The sequence below is a fragment of the Nocardia sp. NPDC004568 genome (assembly GCF_040609955.1).
GTDB lineage: Bacteria > Actinomycetota > Actinomycetes > Mycobacteriales > Mycobacteriaceae > Nocardia.
Genome location: NZ_JBEXLL010000102.1, coordinates 1 through 16799 on the forward strand (window position 1 = coordinate 1; position 16799 = coordinate 16799).

The 16799-nt window shown below is 69.2% G+C and carries 15 protein-coding genes; 9 read left to right on the forward strand and 6 right to left on the reverse strand.

All coding sequences use genetic code 11. The features are described from left to right. Positions 1 to 695 precede the first annotated feature (695 nt). The 4 genes from ABZV91_RS29600 (at position 696) to ABZV91_RS29615 (ending at position 3511) form a co-directional block, all read left to right on the forward strand. Positions 696 to 1172: a DUF4395 domain-containing protein gene (locus ABZV91_RS29600; protein ID WP_355248736.1), complete on the forward strand. Its 477-nt coding sequence runs from the start codon at positions 696 to 698 to the stop codon at positions 1170 to 1172. A 34-nt stretch (positions 1173 to 1206) separates the two neighbouring features. Further along, positions 1207 to 2040 (forward strand): sulfurtransferase, encoded by an 834-nt coding sequence (locus tag ABZV91_RS29605; protein WP_355248739.1) that lies wholly within the window; start codon positions 1207 to 1209, stop codon positions 2038 to 2040. Between the two features lie 5 nt (positions 2041 to 2045). Further along, positions 2046 to 2351 carry a DUF1416 domain-containing protein gene (locus ABZV91_RS29610; protein WP_355248742.1) on the forward strand — a complete coding sequence of 102 codons (306 nt, stop codon included), beginning with the start codon at positions 2046 to 2048 and terminating at the stop codon, positions 2349 to 2351. A 416-nt stretch (positions 2352 to 2767) separates the two neighbouring features. After that, positions 2768 to 3511, forward strand: a complete 744-nt coding sequence (locus ABZV91_RS29615) for an FABP family protein (RefSeq protein WP_355248745.1) — start codon at positions 2768 to 2770, stop codon at positions 3509 to 3511. Positions 3512 to 3719: 208 nt separating this feature from the next. Here ABZV91_RS29615 and cydC read toward each other — a convergent pair whose 3' ends face one another. The 5 genes from cydC to ABZV91_RS29640 form a co-directional block, all read right to left on the reverse strand. After that, positions 3720 to 5615 (reverse strand): thiol reductant ABC exporter subunit CydC, encoded by a 1896-nt coding sequence (gene cydC / locus ABZV91_RS29620; protein ID WP_355248774.1) that lies wholly within the window; start codon positions 5613 to 5615, stop codon positions 3720 to 3722. Positions 5616 to 5680: 65 nt separating this feature from the next. After that, positions 5681 to 7747 (reverse strand): ATP-binding cassette domain-containing protein, encoded by a 2067-nt coding sequence (locus tag ABZV91_RS29625; protein ID WP_355248748.1) that lies wholly within the window; start codon positions 7745 to 7747, stop codon positions 5681 to 5683. Between the two features lie 4 nt (positions 7748 to 7751). Further along, positions 7752 to 8861: a cytochrome d ubiquinol oxidase subunit II gene (gene cydB / locus ABZV91_RS29630; RefSeq protein WP_355248751.1), complete on the reverse strand. Its 1110-nt coding sequence runs from the start codon at positions 8859 to 8861 to the stop codon at positions 7752 to 7754. A 9-nt stretch (positions 8862 to 8870) separates the two neighbouring features. Then, complete coding sequence (locus tag ABZV91_RS29635; RefSeq protein WP_355248754.1) at positions 8871 to 10334, reverse strand: cytochrome ubiquinol oxidase subunit I; 1464 nt, start codon at positions 10332 to 10334, stop codon at positions 8871 to 8873. Between the two features lie 161 nt (positions 10335 to 10495). Beyond that, on the reverse strand, positions 10496 to 11416 hold the full coding sequence (locus tag ABZV91_RS29640; RefSeq protein WP_355248757.1) for an aminodeoxychorismate lyase: 921 nt from the start codon (positions 11414 to 11416) through the stop codon (positions 10496 to 10498). 150 nt (positions 11417 to 11566) lie between these two features. Between ABZV91_RS29640 and ABZV91_RS29645 the strand changes: the two genes are divergently transcribed. From ABZV91_RS29645 to ABZV91_RS29665, 5 genes are all read left to right on the forward strand, one after another. Further along, a complete protein-coding gene (locus tag ABZV91_RS29645; protein WP_355248760.1) occupies positions 11567 to 11965 on the forward strand; it encodes a sterol carrier family protein in 399 nt (132 codons plus the stop codon). A 70-nt stretch (positions 11966 to 12035) separates the two neighbouring features. Further along, positions 12036 to 13151 (forward strand): folate-binding protein, encoded by a 1116-nt coding sequence (locus tag ABZV91_RS29650; RefSeq protein WP_355248763.1) that lies wholly within the window; start codon positions 12036 to 12038, stop codon positions 13149 to 13151. Positions 13152 to 13185: 34 nt separating this feature from the next. Continuing rightward, the gene (locus ABZV91_RS29655; protein WP_355248766.1) at positions 13186 to 13866 is read left to right on the forward strand and encodes an MOSC domain-containing protein; all 681 of its coding nucleotides are present in this window, start codon (positions 13186 to 13188) and stop codon (positions 13864 to 13866) included. Further along, a complete protein-coding gene (locus tag ABZV91_RS29660) occupies positions 13863 to 14828 on the forward strand; it encodes an asparaginase (protein ID WP_355248769.1) in 966 nt (321 codons plus the stop codon). Before ABZV91_RS29655 ends, ABZV91_RS29660 begins: the two co-directional genes overlap by 4 nt. Before the next feature lie 162 nt (positions 14829 to 14990). Continuing rightward, a complete protein-coding gene (locus ABZV91_RS29665) occupies positions 14991 to 15200 on the forward strand; it encodes a DUF3073 domain-containing protein (RefSeq protein WP_039821949.1) in 210 nt (69 codons plus the stop codon). Positions 15201 to 15570: 370 nt separating this feature from the next. Here ABZV91_RS29665 and purM read toward each other — a convergent pair whose 3' ends face one another. Then, complete coding sequence (purM, locus tag ABZV91_RS29670) at positions 15571 to 16650, reverse strand: phosphoribosylformylglycinamidine cyclo-ligase (RefSeq protein WP_063062735.1); 1080 nt, start codon at positions 16648 to 16650, stop codon at positions 15571 to 15573. Between the last annotated feature and the right edge of the window lie 149 nt (positions 16651 to 16799).

The following is a 16799-nucleotide window of genomic DNA, read 5'->3' on the forward strand; positions in this document are numbered from 1 at the left end:
ATCTATTTGCGCGCCTCCGGCGCGAGGGTCGGGGCCCTGTGACCCCGATTCTTCCCTCCTCCGCTCAGTCGCTGCGCTCCTTCGCTCCGTCGGTCCAGAATCGGAAGCGGGCCCCGACCACTGAGGTAGACCATCCGGAATAGACAGAAGGTGCATGCTGTCGTGCGCCTCGACCAGCCTGGGGAGGCTCACGACTGTGCAAGTGCTCAATGGTCACCGCCCTCTGGACGGCCGACTGCACACGCTCAGTCGCTGCGCTCTCCCTCGCTCTGTACGCTCCCGGACCGGGGGCCCCGACCACGAATGCGGACCGGGCCGGGGGCAGACGGAAGAAACTCCCGGCCGTGCTGTTCCGAAGGTCGTGACGGTCCACAGCATTTGTCGGTGCTCGGCGTCCGCGGCTTACCGGACGACGGACGCCGTCCGGTAAGGCCCCTGTCCAGGAGTGGACACCCTCCCCATTGGCACAGCGGAGTAATTGGGTAGACTGCCCGTGTGCAAAACCACCGCGAGCTGATGCTCACCCGTCGCCGCACAGTCGATCTGTGCCGCCTCGGTGGTTGTTGCTGCCTGTGCCGCTGAGCGGTCGGGTCTTCTTTTCCTGACGCCGACCACGGTTCGTCCGCGCGAGCGATTTCATCCCCCGGCGAACCGGCCGAAATCCGCCGAAGAGTTCGAGCGCAGGAGCTTCGTTCATGTCTACTACCACCACCGTCGCGAACCGAGTCGATGTTCGCGGCCCCCGTTTCGTCGCCTGGGTGACCACCGGCGTTCTGGTCCTCATCCTGCTGCTCGCGGCGTCTGTCCCGCTCGCCGCCACCGTGCTGGTCGCCCTCCAGACGGTGGTGTTCGCACTCGGCGCCCGGCTCGGGCCGCGCCGGCACCCGTACGGCCTGATCTACGCGCGCTTCGTCGCGCCGCGCCTGGGGCCGGTCACCGAAACCGAACCGACCGCCCCGCTACGATTCGCTCAGTTGCTGGGCTTCGTGTTCACCGCGGTGAGCCTGCTGGGCTTCCTCCTCGGCGCCACCGCCGTGGGCGCACTGTTCGCCGGGTTCGCCCTCTTCGCGGCGTTCCTGAACGCCGCGTTCGGTATCTGCCTCGGCTGCAAGCTGTACCCGCTGGTCACCCGACTGCTTCCGACCCCACCCGAATCCCCCGCATCGAACTGAACACCGTTTCGCTGTCACCACTGAAAGGGAAAACATGGCTCGCTCCGATGTCCTGGTCTCCGTCGACTGGGCCGAAGAGAATCTCAAGACTCCCGGCGTCGTCTTCGTCGAGGTCGACGAGGACACCACCGCCTACGAAGGTGGGCACATCGAGGGCGCCGTCCGGCTCGACTGGAAGAAGGACCTGCAGGATCAGGTTCGTCGTGATTTCGTGAACCAGGAGCAGTTCTCCGCACTGCTCTCCGAGCGCGGTATCGCCAACGACGACGAGGTGGTCCTGTACGGCGGCAACAACAACTGGTTCGCCGCCTACGCCTACTGGTACTTCAAGCTGTACGGCCACAACAATGTCAAGCTGCTCGACGGCGGCCGCAAGAAGTGGGAGCTCGACGGGCGCCCGCTGTCCCGGGACGAGGTGAACCGCCCGGCCACCCAGTACAAGGCCGCGGAGCCGGACAACACCATCCGCGCCTTCCGGGACGAGGTCATCGCGGCCATCGGCACCAAGAACCTGGTCGATGTGCGCTCCCCCGACGAGTTCTCGGGCAAGATCCTGGCCCCCGCGCACCTGCCGCAGGAGCAGAGCCAGCGCCCCGGCCACATCCCCGGCGCGATCAACGTACCGTGGAGCAAGGCCGCCAACGAGGACGGCACCTTCCGTTCCGACGACGAGCTCGCCGAGCTCTACGGTGCGGCCGGCCTGGACGGCAACAAGGAGACCATCGCCTACTGCCGTATCGGCGAGCGTTCCTCGCACACCTGGTTCGTGCTGCAGGAGCTGCTCGGACACCAGAACGTCAAGAACTACGATGGCAGCTGGACCGAATACGGCTCGCTCGTCGGCGCCCCTATCGAGTTGGGAGAATAACCACCATGTGTGCAGCACCTACCCAGGGCCAGGCCATCCCGGCCGGGGTCGATGTGGAGAAGGAAACGGTCATCACCGGCCGTGTTCTGGCCACCGACGGCGAGCCGGTGGCGGGCGCCTTCGTGCGGCTGCTGGACGGCAACGGGGATTTCACCGCCGAGGTCGTCGCCTCCGGCACCGGTGACTTCCGTTTCTTCGCGGCGCCGGGCAGCTGGACGCTGCGCGCCCTCTCGTCGGCGGGCAATGGCACGGCCGAGCTCAGCCCCGACGGCCCGGGCATCCACAACCTGGATGTCGCCGTCTCGAAGTAGCGCGGGACTCCACGGCCCGGGATACGCCCTCTCGCGGGGCGTATCCCGGGCCGTTCCGTTCCACCGACCGTTTCCCCGACCCGCGGCTCCTGCGCGATCCCGGATCATCGCCATTCCCGGTCCGAGCCCCTGGTTCCGGAGCACATCCGTTCGGCCGTCCGGGGAATGGCGACCATCGAGCGCCGTCGGTGACGCGTGTGCGCCCGGCTGCCCGAGGGCGCCCATGCCACATGCCTTCGGCTCGCTCCGGAGGTCCACGTGCGTAATCGAGATCACGAGGGCCCCCGACCGTCCCCTCGGAGGCGGGGCCAATAGAATCGATCTGTGGTCCTCTTCTTCGAGATTCTGCTGATCGCCGTATCGATCCTCATCGGATGGTTCGGCCTGTACGTCTTCTACCGGCTGTTCACCGAATCATGAGCGGTCTCGCGAGCGAAGGTTCCGATCCGGCCGAGCGAGCGAGCGACAACAGCAACGGAAGGCCTCCGGCCGATACCCCGGGCCAGAACGGCAACGGCCGTTCGGCGGACCACCCCTCGCCGCTGAGCGGCGACCGGGCGGTGGCCGATGCGGTCGAACGTGCCAAGGCGACCGGCGGCCGTAACATCCCGGTGCTCCCGGACCTCCCGCTCCCCGACGATACGGCGAACCTGCGCCTCGGTCCGGACCTGAATCCGGCCATGCTGGCGCTGCTACCGATGGTCGGGGTCTGGCGCGGCGAGGGCGAGGGCAACAATCCCGAGCGCGGGGACTACCGCTTCGGGCAGCAGATCGTGGTCTCCCACGACGGCGGCGACTATCTGAGCTGGGATTCGCGCTCCTGGTTCGTGGAGTCCGACGGCAGCTACGGCGGCCCGGACCTGCGGGAGACCGGATTCTGGCGGGTCGGGGTGGACGGCAACGACGAGGTGCTAGAGCTGCTGCTCACCCACAGCACCGGAATCGTCGAGCTCTTCTACGGCACCGCGCTGACCCAAGCTTCTTGGGAACTGGCCACCGATGTGGTGATCCGCAGCCAGTCCGGCGCGGTGGTGGGCGGCGCCAAACGTCTGTACGGGATCGTCGAGGGCGGCGATCTGGCCTATGTGGAAGAGCGCGTAGTGGCCGACGGCCCGCTGCAACCGCGCCTGTCCGCCCGGCTGCAGCGCTATATCGGCTGACCCGGCGCCGCGAGGGTCCCCGGATACAGAACGGCCCCCGAGCCGTATCGGTGCGGGCCCGTGGTGTGAACACCGGTGGGTCTCGCGGCCGATCCCGATCGGACGGATCGGGGACTCGGGGGCCGGGTGGCTGCCGTGGATTCGCTCAGCTCGGTAGCGATCGGAATCCGAAAGGACAGCCGGCTACAGCGCTCAGCTGGCAGCCACCTCACGCGTCCTGAGAATTTCCATTCTTGGGATCACCTCCTTCCTTGTGTAACTCCGAACTTAGCCACCACCGGCGGTGGTCGGCAACGGAATTTCGTCGAGGGCGTAAAAGGTGGCTTTCCCGTCCGCGAAAGCGGGCCCGGACCTGGCCTGACGCATCGACGGTGATCACCAGGCCGGCGCGGTGCCCGGCCGGGAGCTGATGTGTGACCACCACCACATCACGATCGGCCGCGACCAGGCCGCTGTCGATATCGAGCAGATCCCGCAACAGCTGGGCGCCGGCCGCGGCATCGAGGTGTTCGGTGGGTTCGTCCAACAGCAGCGCGCGGGCGGGTGAGACCAGGGCCCGGGCGAGCAGGATGCGGCGGCGCTGACCGCCCGACACCGCGGCGGCGCCGCCGGGGAGGTCGGTGTGCACACCGTCGGGTAGCGCGTCCAGCCAATCCCCCAGGCCGACCGCCCGCAACGCCCGCTCGGCGGTCGCGGCATCGAGATCGCCACGGGCCACCCGCAGATTCTCCAGCACGCTGGTGCCGAACAGGTGCGCGTCCTCGGCGAAGAACCGCACCTGATCGTCCGGATCGTCGAAAAGACCGGCCCAGGCCATCAGCAGCGTGGTTTTCCCGGCGCCGCTGGGACCGACCACCACGACCCGGGACGCCTGGGGGCGTTCGGGAATCTGCCACTGCCCGTCGCCCACCCAGCCGATCACCACTCCGTCGGCGCGGCTGTCGGCGTAGGGGAACGGATGCGGGTATCCACCGGTGCCGAACCGTTTGCGGGTATCGGTGGCCCGCGCCACGACCGCGAGGGGTTCATTCTGGTCGAGGGGTTCGGGGCGGTGGTCGGGCGAGACCGCCCGCAACCGGTGCAGCGCGGCGCGGGCGACGGTGAGGGTCTGCGCGGCGGCCGGCAGCGGACCGGTCGCCTCGAAGGCGGACAGCGGGAGCAGGACCAGCACGGCCAGCGCCATCGGTGTCATCCCGCCCGCGGTGCCCCCGGCGGGGCCGTAGACGATGATCCCGATCAGGAGGGCGGCGAGCACGGTGACGCCGGTGGCCAGCGGAACGGCGGCCGCGGCCCAGGCGTTGCGGCCGGCGGCCCGGTCCTCGGCGGCCAGCGCCCGCCGATTCGCCGCCGCCGCGGTGTGCAGCGCGGACTCCAGTTTTCCGGCGACCCGCAGTTCCGCGGCATGATCCAGGACGGTGTGCGCGTGCGCGGCGAATTCGGCACGGTCCGCGCGGGCCGAGCGCTCGGCGGCGGCCGCGGCCCGCGCCGAGAGCCAGGGCGCGACGAGTCCGGAGAAGGCCAGCGCCGCCGCCAGCACCCCGGCGGCCGGTAGCGAAATACAGGCCAGCAGTCCGACCGCCGCCACCGCCAGCACCAGCGCCACCGTGATCGGGACGAAAGTCCGGACCACCACCGCGCCGAGATCGTCGATATCGGTACCGACTCGCACCAGTACGTCCCCGCGCCGTAGCCGGCCGGGCACTCCGGGACCGCCCGGCGTGGTGGGGGCGGTATGGCCGCCCACCGCCATTCCGGGAAGTTCCGCGCGGCGGGTCAGCCACAGAGGCGCGCGGGCCAGCGCGCGGTACACCGAGGTGCGGGCGGCGGTCATCGAGCGCAGGGCGACATCGTGGGTGGCGAGCCGCTCCAGATACCGGCAGACCCCGCGCGAGATGCCCAGTGCCCGTACCGCGACCACCGCGACGGTGAGATCCAGTACCGGCGGCATCTGCCAGGCCCGGGCGATCAGCCAGGCAGCCAGCGCGGCGAGCCCCAGCGCACTGCCGAGGGCCAGAACGCCCCACCCGGTCGCGACCGCCAGCCGCTTGCGGGAGACCTCCAGCAGATCCCACATCTGGCGGGTATCGCGCAGCAGCAGCCGCATCCGGGCCCGGCCGCGGCCCGTGCGGGACCGGCGGTACGGAGGACGAGTGGTTCCGGTTCGAGAGCTCATCGCAACATTCGGGGGCAGGTCGTCGGTACCGCGACGATCTCGTCGGCTGCGGACAGGAGGGCCGGCCGGTGGGCGACCACGACCACGGTCGCGCCGGTACGCGCCACGGTGGTGAGGGCCGCCGCCACCGCGACCTCGCCGGCGGGATCGAGATGGGCGGTCGGTTCGTCCAGCAACAGGATCGGGCGGTCCGCGGCCAGCACCCGGGTCAGCGCGAGCCGCTGCCGTTGGCCGAGGGACAGTCCGATCCCCCCGGACCCGACCACGGTATCCCATCCGGCGGGCAGCGCCTCGAGCACGGCGTCGAAACCGGTTACGGCACAGGCGGCGTCCAATTCACTGAGCACCCGGGCCGGGCCCCGGCGCGCCGGTCCGGTCACGGTGGCACCGAGCAGTTCGAGGTTCTCCCGGAGGGTGCCCGGCACCAGGACCGGCCGCTGCGGGAGCCAGGCCAGCCGCGCCCACCACTGTTCGGCCGGGATATCCCGGATATCGACGCCGTCGGCGAGCACCGCGCCACGGGTGGGTTCGAGCAACCCCAGGATCGCCTGCAGCGCGGTCGATTTCCCGGAGCCGTTCGGTCCGGTCAACGCGGTGACGGCGCCGGGGCGGAAGACGGCGTACAGCCCGTCCGGTGCGGCACCGTCCCGGGCATCGACTGTCAGATCTCGGAGTTCGATGACGCCCTCGTCCAGGGCACCGTTCCGATGGTTCCGCGTCCCGTCGGCGCGCACCGCACCGGATGCCGGGGTCGCCGCGGCGCCGGATGCCGTAGTCCGGGGGGAGACCGGGCATCCGGCCGTGCCGGGCACCGGGGCGCCGGAGACCGCGTTGGTCGCCGTCCCGGGATCCGGGCTCGCCACGGCACCGGGGACCGACGTCACGACCGTGCCGGGATCCGGGCTCGCCGTGGCACCGGCGGCCGAGGTCATCACCGCATCGGAATCCGGGCTCGCCACGGCACCGGAAGCCGGGGTCCCCGCCGTATCGGCGGCCGGCTCCGCTTCCATCCGAGGGTGTGTTTCCGTGCCCTGGGCGTCCGGCGCCGGGATCGTTTCCGCGGTGCCTGTTCGCGCCGGGTCCAGCACAGCGAAAGCCCGGTCGGCCGCGGCCATTCCGTCCTGCGCGGCATGGAAACGTTCCCCCACCGTCCGCAGCGGCAGGTAGACCTCCGGGGCCAGGACCAGGGCGACGATTCCGGCGTAGAGGCTCATATCGCCGTGCACCAGGCGCATCCCGATCGCCACCGCCACCAGCGCGACCGACAGGGTGGCGAGGAGTTCGAGCACCATCGAGGACAGGAACGCGATCCGCAGTGCGCCCATGGTGCGGCGGTGCAGCGTTTCGCCGAGGTCCCGGACGCGGCCGCTCATCGTGCGTCCGGGGATCCCGGTCGTTTCACCCGTTTCGCGGCCGAGGGCGCGCAGGGTGGGCATACCGGCGAACAGGTCCAGGAGTTGATCCGAGAGCCGCGTGGTAGCCGCGAGCGTCTCCTGGGCCCGGCCTTCGGTGAGCAGGCCGACGAGGACCATGAACACCGGGATCAGCGGTAGCGTGATCACCACGATCACCGCCGAGGTGAGGTCGTGGACGGCGATCACCGTCAGTAACGCCGGCGGTACGAGGACCGCGAGCAGCAGTGCGGGTACATAGCCGGTCAGATAGGCACGTAAACCGTTGAGGCCGCTGCCCACCACGACCGCGAGTTCGGTCCGCCGCGATTCCAGTTCCCGGGGTGGGAGTGCGGCACCCGCGGCGAGGACCGCCTGTTCGAGTTCGGCGACGACCCGGGCGCCGGCCCGATGCGCGAGCCGCGACTGCCACCACGCCGCCAGTACCCGACCACCGAGGGCCAGTGCGAGGAGCACGAGCTCCGCGGTCCACGAGCCGAGGGAGCGACGGCCGGGGTCGGTGATCACCCCGGCCAGCACGCGCCCCAGCAGCACGGCCGCGCAGGCGATGCCGACCGTGGTCACCAGCGACAGGGCCACGCTCAGTGCCAGATAGCGCCGCGCCGAACGCGCGTACCGCCACAGGCGAGGGTCCACGGGTGGGCGGGCCATTGGCTCACTCCTCGGTGACGACGCGGGGTGGAAGTCCGATTCCGGGTGGGATGTGCTCGACACTGATGCGTTTCCGGAACACCCAGTAGGTCCAGGCCTGATAACCCAGCACCACCGGGGTCACGATCACAGCGGCCCAGCTCATCACCTTCAGTGTGTACGGGGTCGAGGAGGCGTTGTCCACGGTCAGGCTGAAGGCCGGGTCGATCGTGGAGGGCAGCACATCCGGGAACAGCGCCCCGAACAGCAGCGCGGTGGCGGCGAGTACGGTGAGCGCGGTCCCGGCGAAGGACCATCCGTCGCGACCGGCCAGCAGCGCCGCGGCGCCGCCGAGCAACCCGAACACCGCCAGTGCCAGCGGAATCCAGGTCCACCCCGATCCGTAGGCGAGCTGGGTCCACAGGCCGAAGCCGGTCACGACCAGGGCCGTCGGCACGAGTAACCACCGGGCGGCGCGGTGCGCGTCGTCACGGACCTCGCCGGCGGTCTTGAGCGCCAGGAACACCGCCCCGTGCAACGCGAACAGCAGTCCCGTGGTGAGCGCGCCCAGGAGCGCGTACGGGCCGAACAGTTCGCCGAAGGCGCCGGTGAACTGTTTGTCGGCGTCCAGCGGCACGCCGCGCACGATATTGGCGAACACCCACCCCCAGGCCAGCGCGGGCACCCAGGAGCCGATACCGATACCGAGGTCGCAGCGCGCCCGCCAGCGCGGATCGTCGATCTTGCCGCGGTATTCGATCGCGCAGATACGCAGGATCAAGGCGACCAGGAGCAGCAGCAGCGCCAGGTAGAAACCGGAGAACATGCTCGCGTACCACTCCGGGAACGCGGCGAACAGCGCCCCACCGGCGGTGATCAGCCAGACCTCGTTACCGTCCCACACCGGGCCGATGGTGTTCAGTACAACCCGTCGGCGGGTGTCCGCGGTGAGCGCGTCGGGCCCGGCGGAGGCTGCTCGCGTAACCACGGAGGGCCCGCGCTCGCCGCGCGTGGATCCTGCCCGCCGGCCGAGAATCGGCATGAGCATGCCGACTCCGAAATCGAAACCCTCGAGCACGAAGTACCCCGTGAAGAGCACTCCGATCAGTACGAACCAGAATTCCTGCAGTCCCATGGCCGGCTCCTAGTAGGCGAACGAAAGCTGTTCGGCGACAGGCTTTTCCGCGGGATCGGCCGCGGGCTCGCCCGCCGGCCGCTCCGGCCCTTCCAGCACATAGCGCCGCATGAGGTAGAACCACACGACGGCGAGCAGCCCGTAGACCACCGTGAAGGTGATGAGTGAGACCCATACCGTCGCGGCCGTGTGATCGGATACGCCCTGCTGCACCATCAGCCGCAGATCCTGGTCACCGGTCGGGTTGGGCACCACGACCCAGGGCTGGCGGCCCATCTCGGTGAACACCCAGCCGGCCGCGTTCGCCAGGAAGGGGGTCGGGATGGCGAGCAGGCTCAGCCACGAGAACCAGCGCTGATCCGGGACCCGGCCGCGCCTGGTCATCCAGAATCCGGCGAAGACCAGCAGGGCCGACCCGGCGGCGAGGCCGATCATGGCGCGGAACGACCAGTAGGTGACGAAGAGGTTGGGCCGGTAGTCGCCGGGCCCGAACTTCTCGTTGTAGGCCCGTTGCAGGTCGACGACACCCTCCAGTTCCACCCCGGTGAACTTGCCCTCCGCGAGCCAGGGCAGCACGAACGGCACCTCGAGCACATGTGTGACGCTGTCGCAGTTGTTGTGCGTGCCGACCGTGAGGATCGAGAAGTCCGGGTCGGTCTCGGTGTGGCACAGCGATTCCGCCGAGGCCATCTTCATGGGCTGCTGCTCGAACATCAGCTTGCCCTGGACATCGCCGGTGTAGACCAGCGCGAGACCGGCGACCACCACCACCAGCAGCGAGACCCGCGCCGCCGGGCGCCACACAGTGCGCGCCTCGGCGAGTTCCCCGGTCGCGCCGCTGCGCGCCTTGCGAACCATCCACCAGCCCGCTATTCCGGCGACGAAAGTGCCCGCGGTGAGGAACGATCCCGCGACCACGTGCGGGAAGGCGGCCAGCGCGGTGTTGTTGGTGAGCAGTTCGGTGATGCTCGACAGTTCGGCCCGCCCGGTCTCCGGGTTGTACCGGGCGCCCACCGGGTGCTGCATGAAGGAATTGGCCGCGATGATGAAGTACGCGGAGGCGTTCACGCCTATCGCCACCATCCAGATGGTGGCGAGGTGGACGAGTTTGGGCAGGCGTGACCAGCCGAATATCCAGAGCCCGATGAAAGTGGACTCCATGAAGAAGGCGACGAGGCCTTCCAGCGCCAGCGGAGCGCCGAAAACATCACCGACGAATCGGGAGTATTCGCTCCAGTTCATTCCGAACTGGAATTCCTGCACGATCCCGGTGGCAACGCCCAGCGCGAAATTGATGAGGAACAGTTTCCCGAAGAATTTGGTGAGCCGGTACCAGTGCTCCTTGCCGGTGACGACCCAGGCCGTCTGCATCCCCGCGACGAGCGGCGCGAGGCCGATCGTGAGGGGTACGAACAAGAAGTGGTAGACGGTCGTAATGCCGAATTGCCATCGCGAGACATCCAGGGCGTCCACACCGAGCCTCCTGTTACTACGACGTGTCGTAGATTCAGACTACGCGTCGGCGCGGCCCGATCAATGTGTCGGCGGACACGACATACCCAGCGATACGCGCACGATCGGCCAACGGTTCCGGTCACACCGGAGACGGTCCGGGCACGCGGCAGAGCCCGCGATCACCAATCGGCGATGGTCCCGGCCCGTTCGATCCCCCGATCGACCATCTCGATGATCTCCGAAGCCGACTCCGACGCCGACATCCTTACGCCGTCAAGGGAATTGACCCGTGCGGCGAGCGTCACACTGCTGAGCATCCAGATGCTGTCGCAGTCGAACAGGTCGGCGGTGAACAACGGTTCGTAACGGCAGTCGTACCCCCGGCGTTCGGCCTCGGCGTACAACGCCCGCTGGGTGACCCCGGGCAGCACACCGTTTTTCGCCGGCGGAGTGATCAGCTGCTTGCCCCGGGCGATCACCACCGTGGAGCGCGGCCCCTCCAGCACCCGGTGTTCGGTACTGGTGAAGATGACGTCGTCGGCGCCCATCCGGGCGGCGAACCGCAGCGCGGCCATATTGGTCGCGTAGGAGAGGGTCTTGGCGCCGAGCAATTGCCAGGGCGCCGCCTGGGCGAGGTCGATCGAGATACCCCGGGTCAATGTGACCACCGCGACGCCCTCGGATCTGGCCGTCGTCACCCGCTCGCCCAGCGCCGTGACCATGACGAAGGTCGTCGGGACCGGAACCGCCTCGGACAGCTCGCCGGAGCGCAGGCCCGCTTTGGGGCTACCGAGCGCGCTTTCCCGGCCGCGGGTCAGCACCAGACGCATGACCCCTTCCTCTTCGCTGCCCCATTCCTTGGCCGCGGTTTCGGTCGCACTGCGCCACCGGGCCAGATCGGGCTCGGGTAGATCGAGCGCCTGGGCGGAGCGGCGCAGCCGGGCCAGATGAAAATCGAGCGCGCAGACCGTGCCACCGCGGACCAGAGCCGTTTCGAAAATTCCGTCGCCACGCAGGACGCCGATATCGTCGGCATACAACAACGGCTCGTCCGCATCGCGGACCTCACCGTCGAGTGTTACAAGAACTCGATCCACCATGGCACGAGCGTAGGCCAACACCGCTCGCCATGAGGGACAGAAATCCGGGCACCCGGACAATGTCGCCCGATTTCCCGGCCGGCCGTCCCGCAGCATCCGCCCGGGGTCCACCATTTCGATCACGAGGGCCGCGCTGGCTAAGGTCGGGCAATGGCGCGACGGACGGAAATCGACCCCGGCGTGGTCCGGGCCGCGGTGACCGCGGTCCGGGACTGGCTGTTCGACGAGAATCTTCCGGCCCCGCCCCGGACCGATCTGGCGGCGGCGGTCCGCGGCACCGCGCGCGCCCTGGCCGCGGCCGCCCCCGGACACTCGGTGGAGGTACGGGTCCCGCCCTTCGTCGCGGTGCAGTGCATCGAAGGCCCCCGGCACACCCGCGGCACTCCACCCAATGTGGTGGAGACCGACGCGCGGACATGGCTGCTGCTGGCGACCGGTCTCCAGGATTTCGCGGCGGCCGTCGCCGCGGGCACACTGGACGCCTCCGGCAGCCGAGCCGCCGAAATCGGTCGCTGGCTGCCGCTGGTCCCGGTACGCCCAGAAGGCTGACCCCCGGCGAATCGCCAGGTCATCCCCCCGCTGATGCACGAGAGGGCCATCTGCTCCTAGAGTGGAAGCCGTGTCCGTGCTCGCCGCACCCAGCCCTGTCCTCGCAGTACCGGGAGCCGTCGCGGCCCCACCCGGCTCCCCGGACGAGTCCGTCCCGTGGCATTACGGCGACCCGCTCGGTGAACAACGCGCCGCGATCGAACGCGTGGCCATCGTGGATCGCTCCCACCGTTTCGTACTCACCGTCACCGGTGCCGAACGGCTGGGCTGGCTGCACACCATCACCAGTCAGCACATCGCCGAACTGGGCGAGGGCCGCTCCGCGGAGAATCTGGATCTCGACCTCAACGGCCGGGTACTGCACCATTTCGTGCTCACCGAACTCGACTCCACGGTATGGATCGACACCGAGGGCGACCGCGGGCCCGGCCTGCTGGATTTCCTCACCAAAATGGTGTTCTGGGCCGACGCCCGGCCGCGGGAGGCCGCCGATCACGCCGTCGTGAGCCTGCTCGGCCCCGGTGTCGCGACGCTCACCGGCGTACTCGGTCTCGACCGGCTGCCCGATACCTACGAGGCGATGTCGGTCCCGGGCGGCGGTTTCCTGCGCCGGATGCCCTGGCCGACCGGGGATTCGTTCGATCTCGTCCTGCCCCGCGAACAACTCATGTCGCGGTGGACCGAACTCACCGCCGCCGGTGCCGAACCGGCCGGGTCCTGGGCCTACGAGGCCCTGCGGGTGGCCGCCGTGCGGCCCCGGATCGGCCTGGACACCGACGACCGCACCATCCCGCACGAGGTGAACTGGATCGGCGGCCCCGCCGAATACGGAGCCGTCCATCTGGACAAGGGCTGCTACCGCGGTCAGGAAACCGTGGCGCGGGTACACAATCTCGGCAAACCACCGCGCCGGCTGGTGCTACTACACCTGGACGGCTCCGCCGACCAGCGTCCCGCCCCCGGGGACGCGGTCACCGCCGGCAACCGGGCGGTGGGTGTCCTCGGCACCACGATCGACCACTACGAACTGGGCCCTGTCGCGCTCGCCCTGATCAAGCGATCCGTTCCCGCCGACACCCAGCTGACTGTCGGTGGCATCGCCGCGGCCATCGACCCCGATTCGGTGATCGCCGACGACACCCACCAGGCCGGGCGTCGCGCCGTCGAACGGCTCCGTGGCCGCTGATCGGCCCCGGACGACGAGCCGAGAGGAGACAGCTGTGCACGTCGGTGCCATCGGCCGGGTGCTGGCCGCGTGTGTCGTACACGCCGATCTGGAGGTCCCGGGCCGGGTAGGTCGCAGCGCGATCGACAAGCGCCCGGTCTCCGGCCGGGTGCGGGCCGGGCGGCTGGGACTCGACGGTGACCACGTCTGCAACACCCACGACCACGGCGGCGTCCACCAGGCGGTGTACGGCTACGCCGAGGAAGACGCCCAGGACTGGTCGACCGAGCTCGGCCGCTCCCTCGGGCCGGGCTGGTTCGGGGAGAACCTGCGGATCTCCGGGCTGCCGCTCAGCGATGCCGTGCTCGGCGCGCGCTGCCGGATCGGCGGCGCACTGCTCGAGGTCAGCGCGCCGCGGGTGCCGTGCGCCACCTTCGGGCACTGGTCCGGCGAGCGGCAATGGGTGCGCCGCTTCACCCTGCGGGCGAACACCGGGTGCTATTTCCGGGTCCTCACCGAAGGCGAGGTGGGCGCCGGCGACAAGGTCGAATTCGTGCACGTACCCGAACACGGCATCACCGTCCGCGATGTCTTCACCGGCGCCGACCCGGCGCGGCTCGAACGATTGCTCACCGCCGAACCCACCATCTCCCAGGAGGTCCGCGCGCAGATCGCCCGGCATACGCGGCGCACCGCGACGGCCGAGCCGGCCCCGGAACAGGAGGCGATCGGATGAGTGTGGACCTGATCGAAGTGGTGCGCTCGGGGTTCCGTGAGTGTGTGCACCGGGGTTCGGTGGTGATCATCGGACCCGATGGTGAACCGACCTTCGAGGCCGGTGCGGTGCACGTACCGATCTACCCGCGCTCCACCAACAAACCGCTGCAGGCACTCACCCTGCTCAAACACGGCTTCACCCCGCTCGACGAGGCGGAACTGGCCATCGCGACCGCTTCGCACACCGGCGAACCCGAGCACATCGAATTGGTCGAGCGGTTGCTGAGCCGTTACGGATTCGGCGAGGACGACCTGGCCTGTCCCCCGGAGCTGCCCGGCGACGAGCGGACTCGTGCCGGGGTGCTGTACCGCGGTGAGAAACCCGCCAAGCGCTATATGAACTGTTCGGGCAAACACGCGGCCATGCTGGCGACCTGTGCGGTGAACGGCTGGCCGGTCACCGGCTATACCGATGTCGGGCACCCGCTGCAGCAGGCCGTATCGGCCCAGATCATCGAGACGACCGGCGAACCGGAAACCGATCTCGGCATCGACGGCTGCGGCCTGCCCATCGTCCCGGTCTCGCTGACGAATCTGGCCCGCGCCTTCGCGACCCTGGCCGGCGCCCCCGACGGCACTCCCGAACGCCGGGTCGCCACGGCCCTGCGCGCGCACCCGCGGGTGATTTCGGGCACCAACGGCCCCGATCTGCTGACGATGAACGCGGTTCCCGAACTGATCTGCAAGATCGGCGCCGACGGCGTGCACGCCGGAGCGTTGCCCGACGGCCGCGCCTTCGCCTACAAGATCGACGACGGCGCCGATCGCGCCAGAATCCCGCTGACCATGGCAGTCCTGCAGCGTATGGGCGTCACGTGGTCCGATGAACTGGCGGCGCTGGCGGCCCCACCCGTACTGGGCGGCGGAACCCGGGTCGGTGTGATCCGCGCCATACCCGGCTCGATTCCGCCTGGCGACTGAGCGGCGAAACATCGGCAAACCGGTCGGTTGATCCACCGGATAGCCGACTCGTGGAAGCGCGACGGCCGGACACGCGCTAAAGTGTCTGTCAGGAAGATATTAATTCGAACGGGGCCGCCACCAATCCCCAGGCCGCCCCGCTGTGACGCGAGGGGGTCAGCCATGGGCCGTGGCCGGGCTAAGGCAAAGCAGACCAAGGTTGCGCGCGAGCTGAAGTACAGCTCGCCGTCGACCGACTTCGCGAGCCTTCAGCGCGAGCTTTCCGGTAGCGACAACGCCCCACGCGGTGGCGTCCTGTCGGATGAGCACGACGCGGACAATTCCTTGTCCAAGTGGGACGAGGACGACGACTACGACAGCTGGCGCCGCTGATCAGGGTGCATCGCCCGGGGGAGGCCGTAGGCCTCCCTTTCGGTCGTTTACGCCGGTTCGCGCCGTTTCCCGCCGGGTTGCCGGGCGGTGGACGACGTGAACCGGCGATACGACCCGAGTAGCACTTGGATCACCGCGTCGGTTCCGACCGAGCAGCAGTGGGTGGCCCGTCCCCCACCCGGCGGAAGTCGAGTCCGAGAAGTCCGGTCACGCGCTGAGGGGCTCGCGCTCCGAGGGCACGACTGCGGAATACCGATAGCTTTCGCGTCGACCCGCGAGCCGTCGGGACCCACGGTCGGTGTCTCCGGACGCCGGAACATCAACGGGAGGCGGAAATTCCGGCCGCCGCATCCCGGCGGCCGGACCGCAATCAGAAACGCGGATGATCCCCGAGCAGCACCGCGCGCGGCGCATCCACATCCTTGGCCTTCTTCACGCTACCCAGCGTCCAGCATTCGATATGGCGCGCGGTCAGTACCGCCAGCGCGCGATCCACATCCTCCGGCGCGACCACGGCCACCATTCCGACGCCCATATTGAACGTCTTCTCCATCTCCACACGCTCCACCCGGCCGCGCTGCGCGATCATCTTGAACACCGGCGCCGGATTCCAGGTCCCGCGGTCGAGCTCGGCCACCAGCCCCGCCGGCAGCACCCGGGCCAGGTTCGCGGCCAGACCACCACCGGTGATGTGCGCGAACGTCCGCACATCCGTCTCGGCGATCAACGCCAGGCAATCCTTGGCATAGATCCGGGTCGGCTCCAACAACTCCTCACCGAGCGTGCGGCCGAACTCCTCCACATGCCCGGTCAACGCCATCCGGTCGATCTCCAGCAGGACCTTGCGCGCCAGACTGTAACCGTTGGAATGCAGACCCGACGAACCCATCGCGATCACCACATCGCCCGGACGCACCCGATCGGGCCCCAGCAGATCATCGGCCTCGACCACACCGACCCCGGTCGCCGACAGGTCGTAATCCTGGGCGCCCATCATCCCCGGATGCTCGGCCGTCTCACCGCCCAGCAGCGCGCAACCGGCCCGCACACACCCCTCCGCGATACCGGCCACCAATTCGGCCACCCGCTCCGGCACCACTTTGCCGACCGCGATGTAATCCTGCAGGAACAACGGCTCGGCCCCGCACACCACCAGATCGTCGACCACCATGGCCACCAGGTCCAGACCCACTGTGTCGTGCTTGTCCAGCGCCTGGGCCACCGCGATCTTCGTACCGACCCCATCGGTCGACGAAGCCAGCAGCGGTTCCCGATAGCTCTTCTTCAGCGCGAACAATCCGGCGAAGCCACCGATCCCGCCCTGCACCTCGGGCCGGCTCGCCTTGCGTGCCAGCGGGGCGAACAACTCGACAGCCCTGTCACCGGCCTCGATATCCACTCCAGCTGCGGCATAGGACGCACCGGCACCGGTGGGGTTCTGCTCAGTCATTGTCGGGGAAAGCTCCAAACCGAATTCGCGGATAATTGCCTGCTCAGAGTTTATGGCGTCGCCCCGGAGTCCGGGGGGCCGGGCTGTGTTTATCGGCGGCGCCTGCGGCGCCGCGGGGTCGAGGCCCCCTTGGTCTCGCCGTTTCGGCC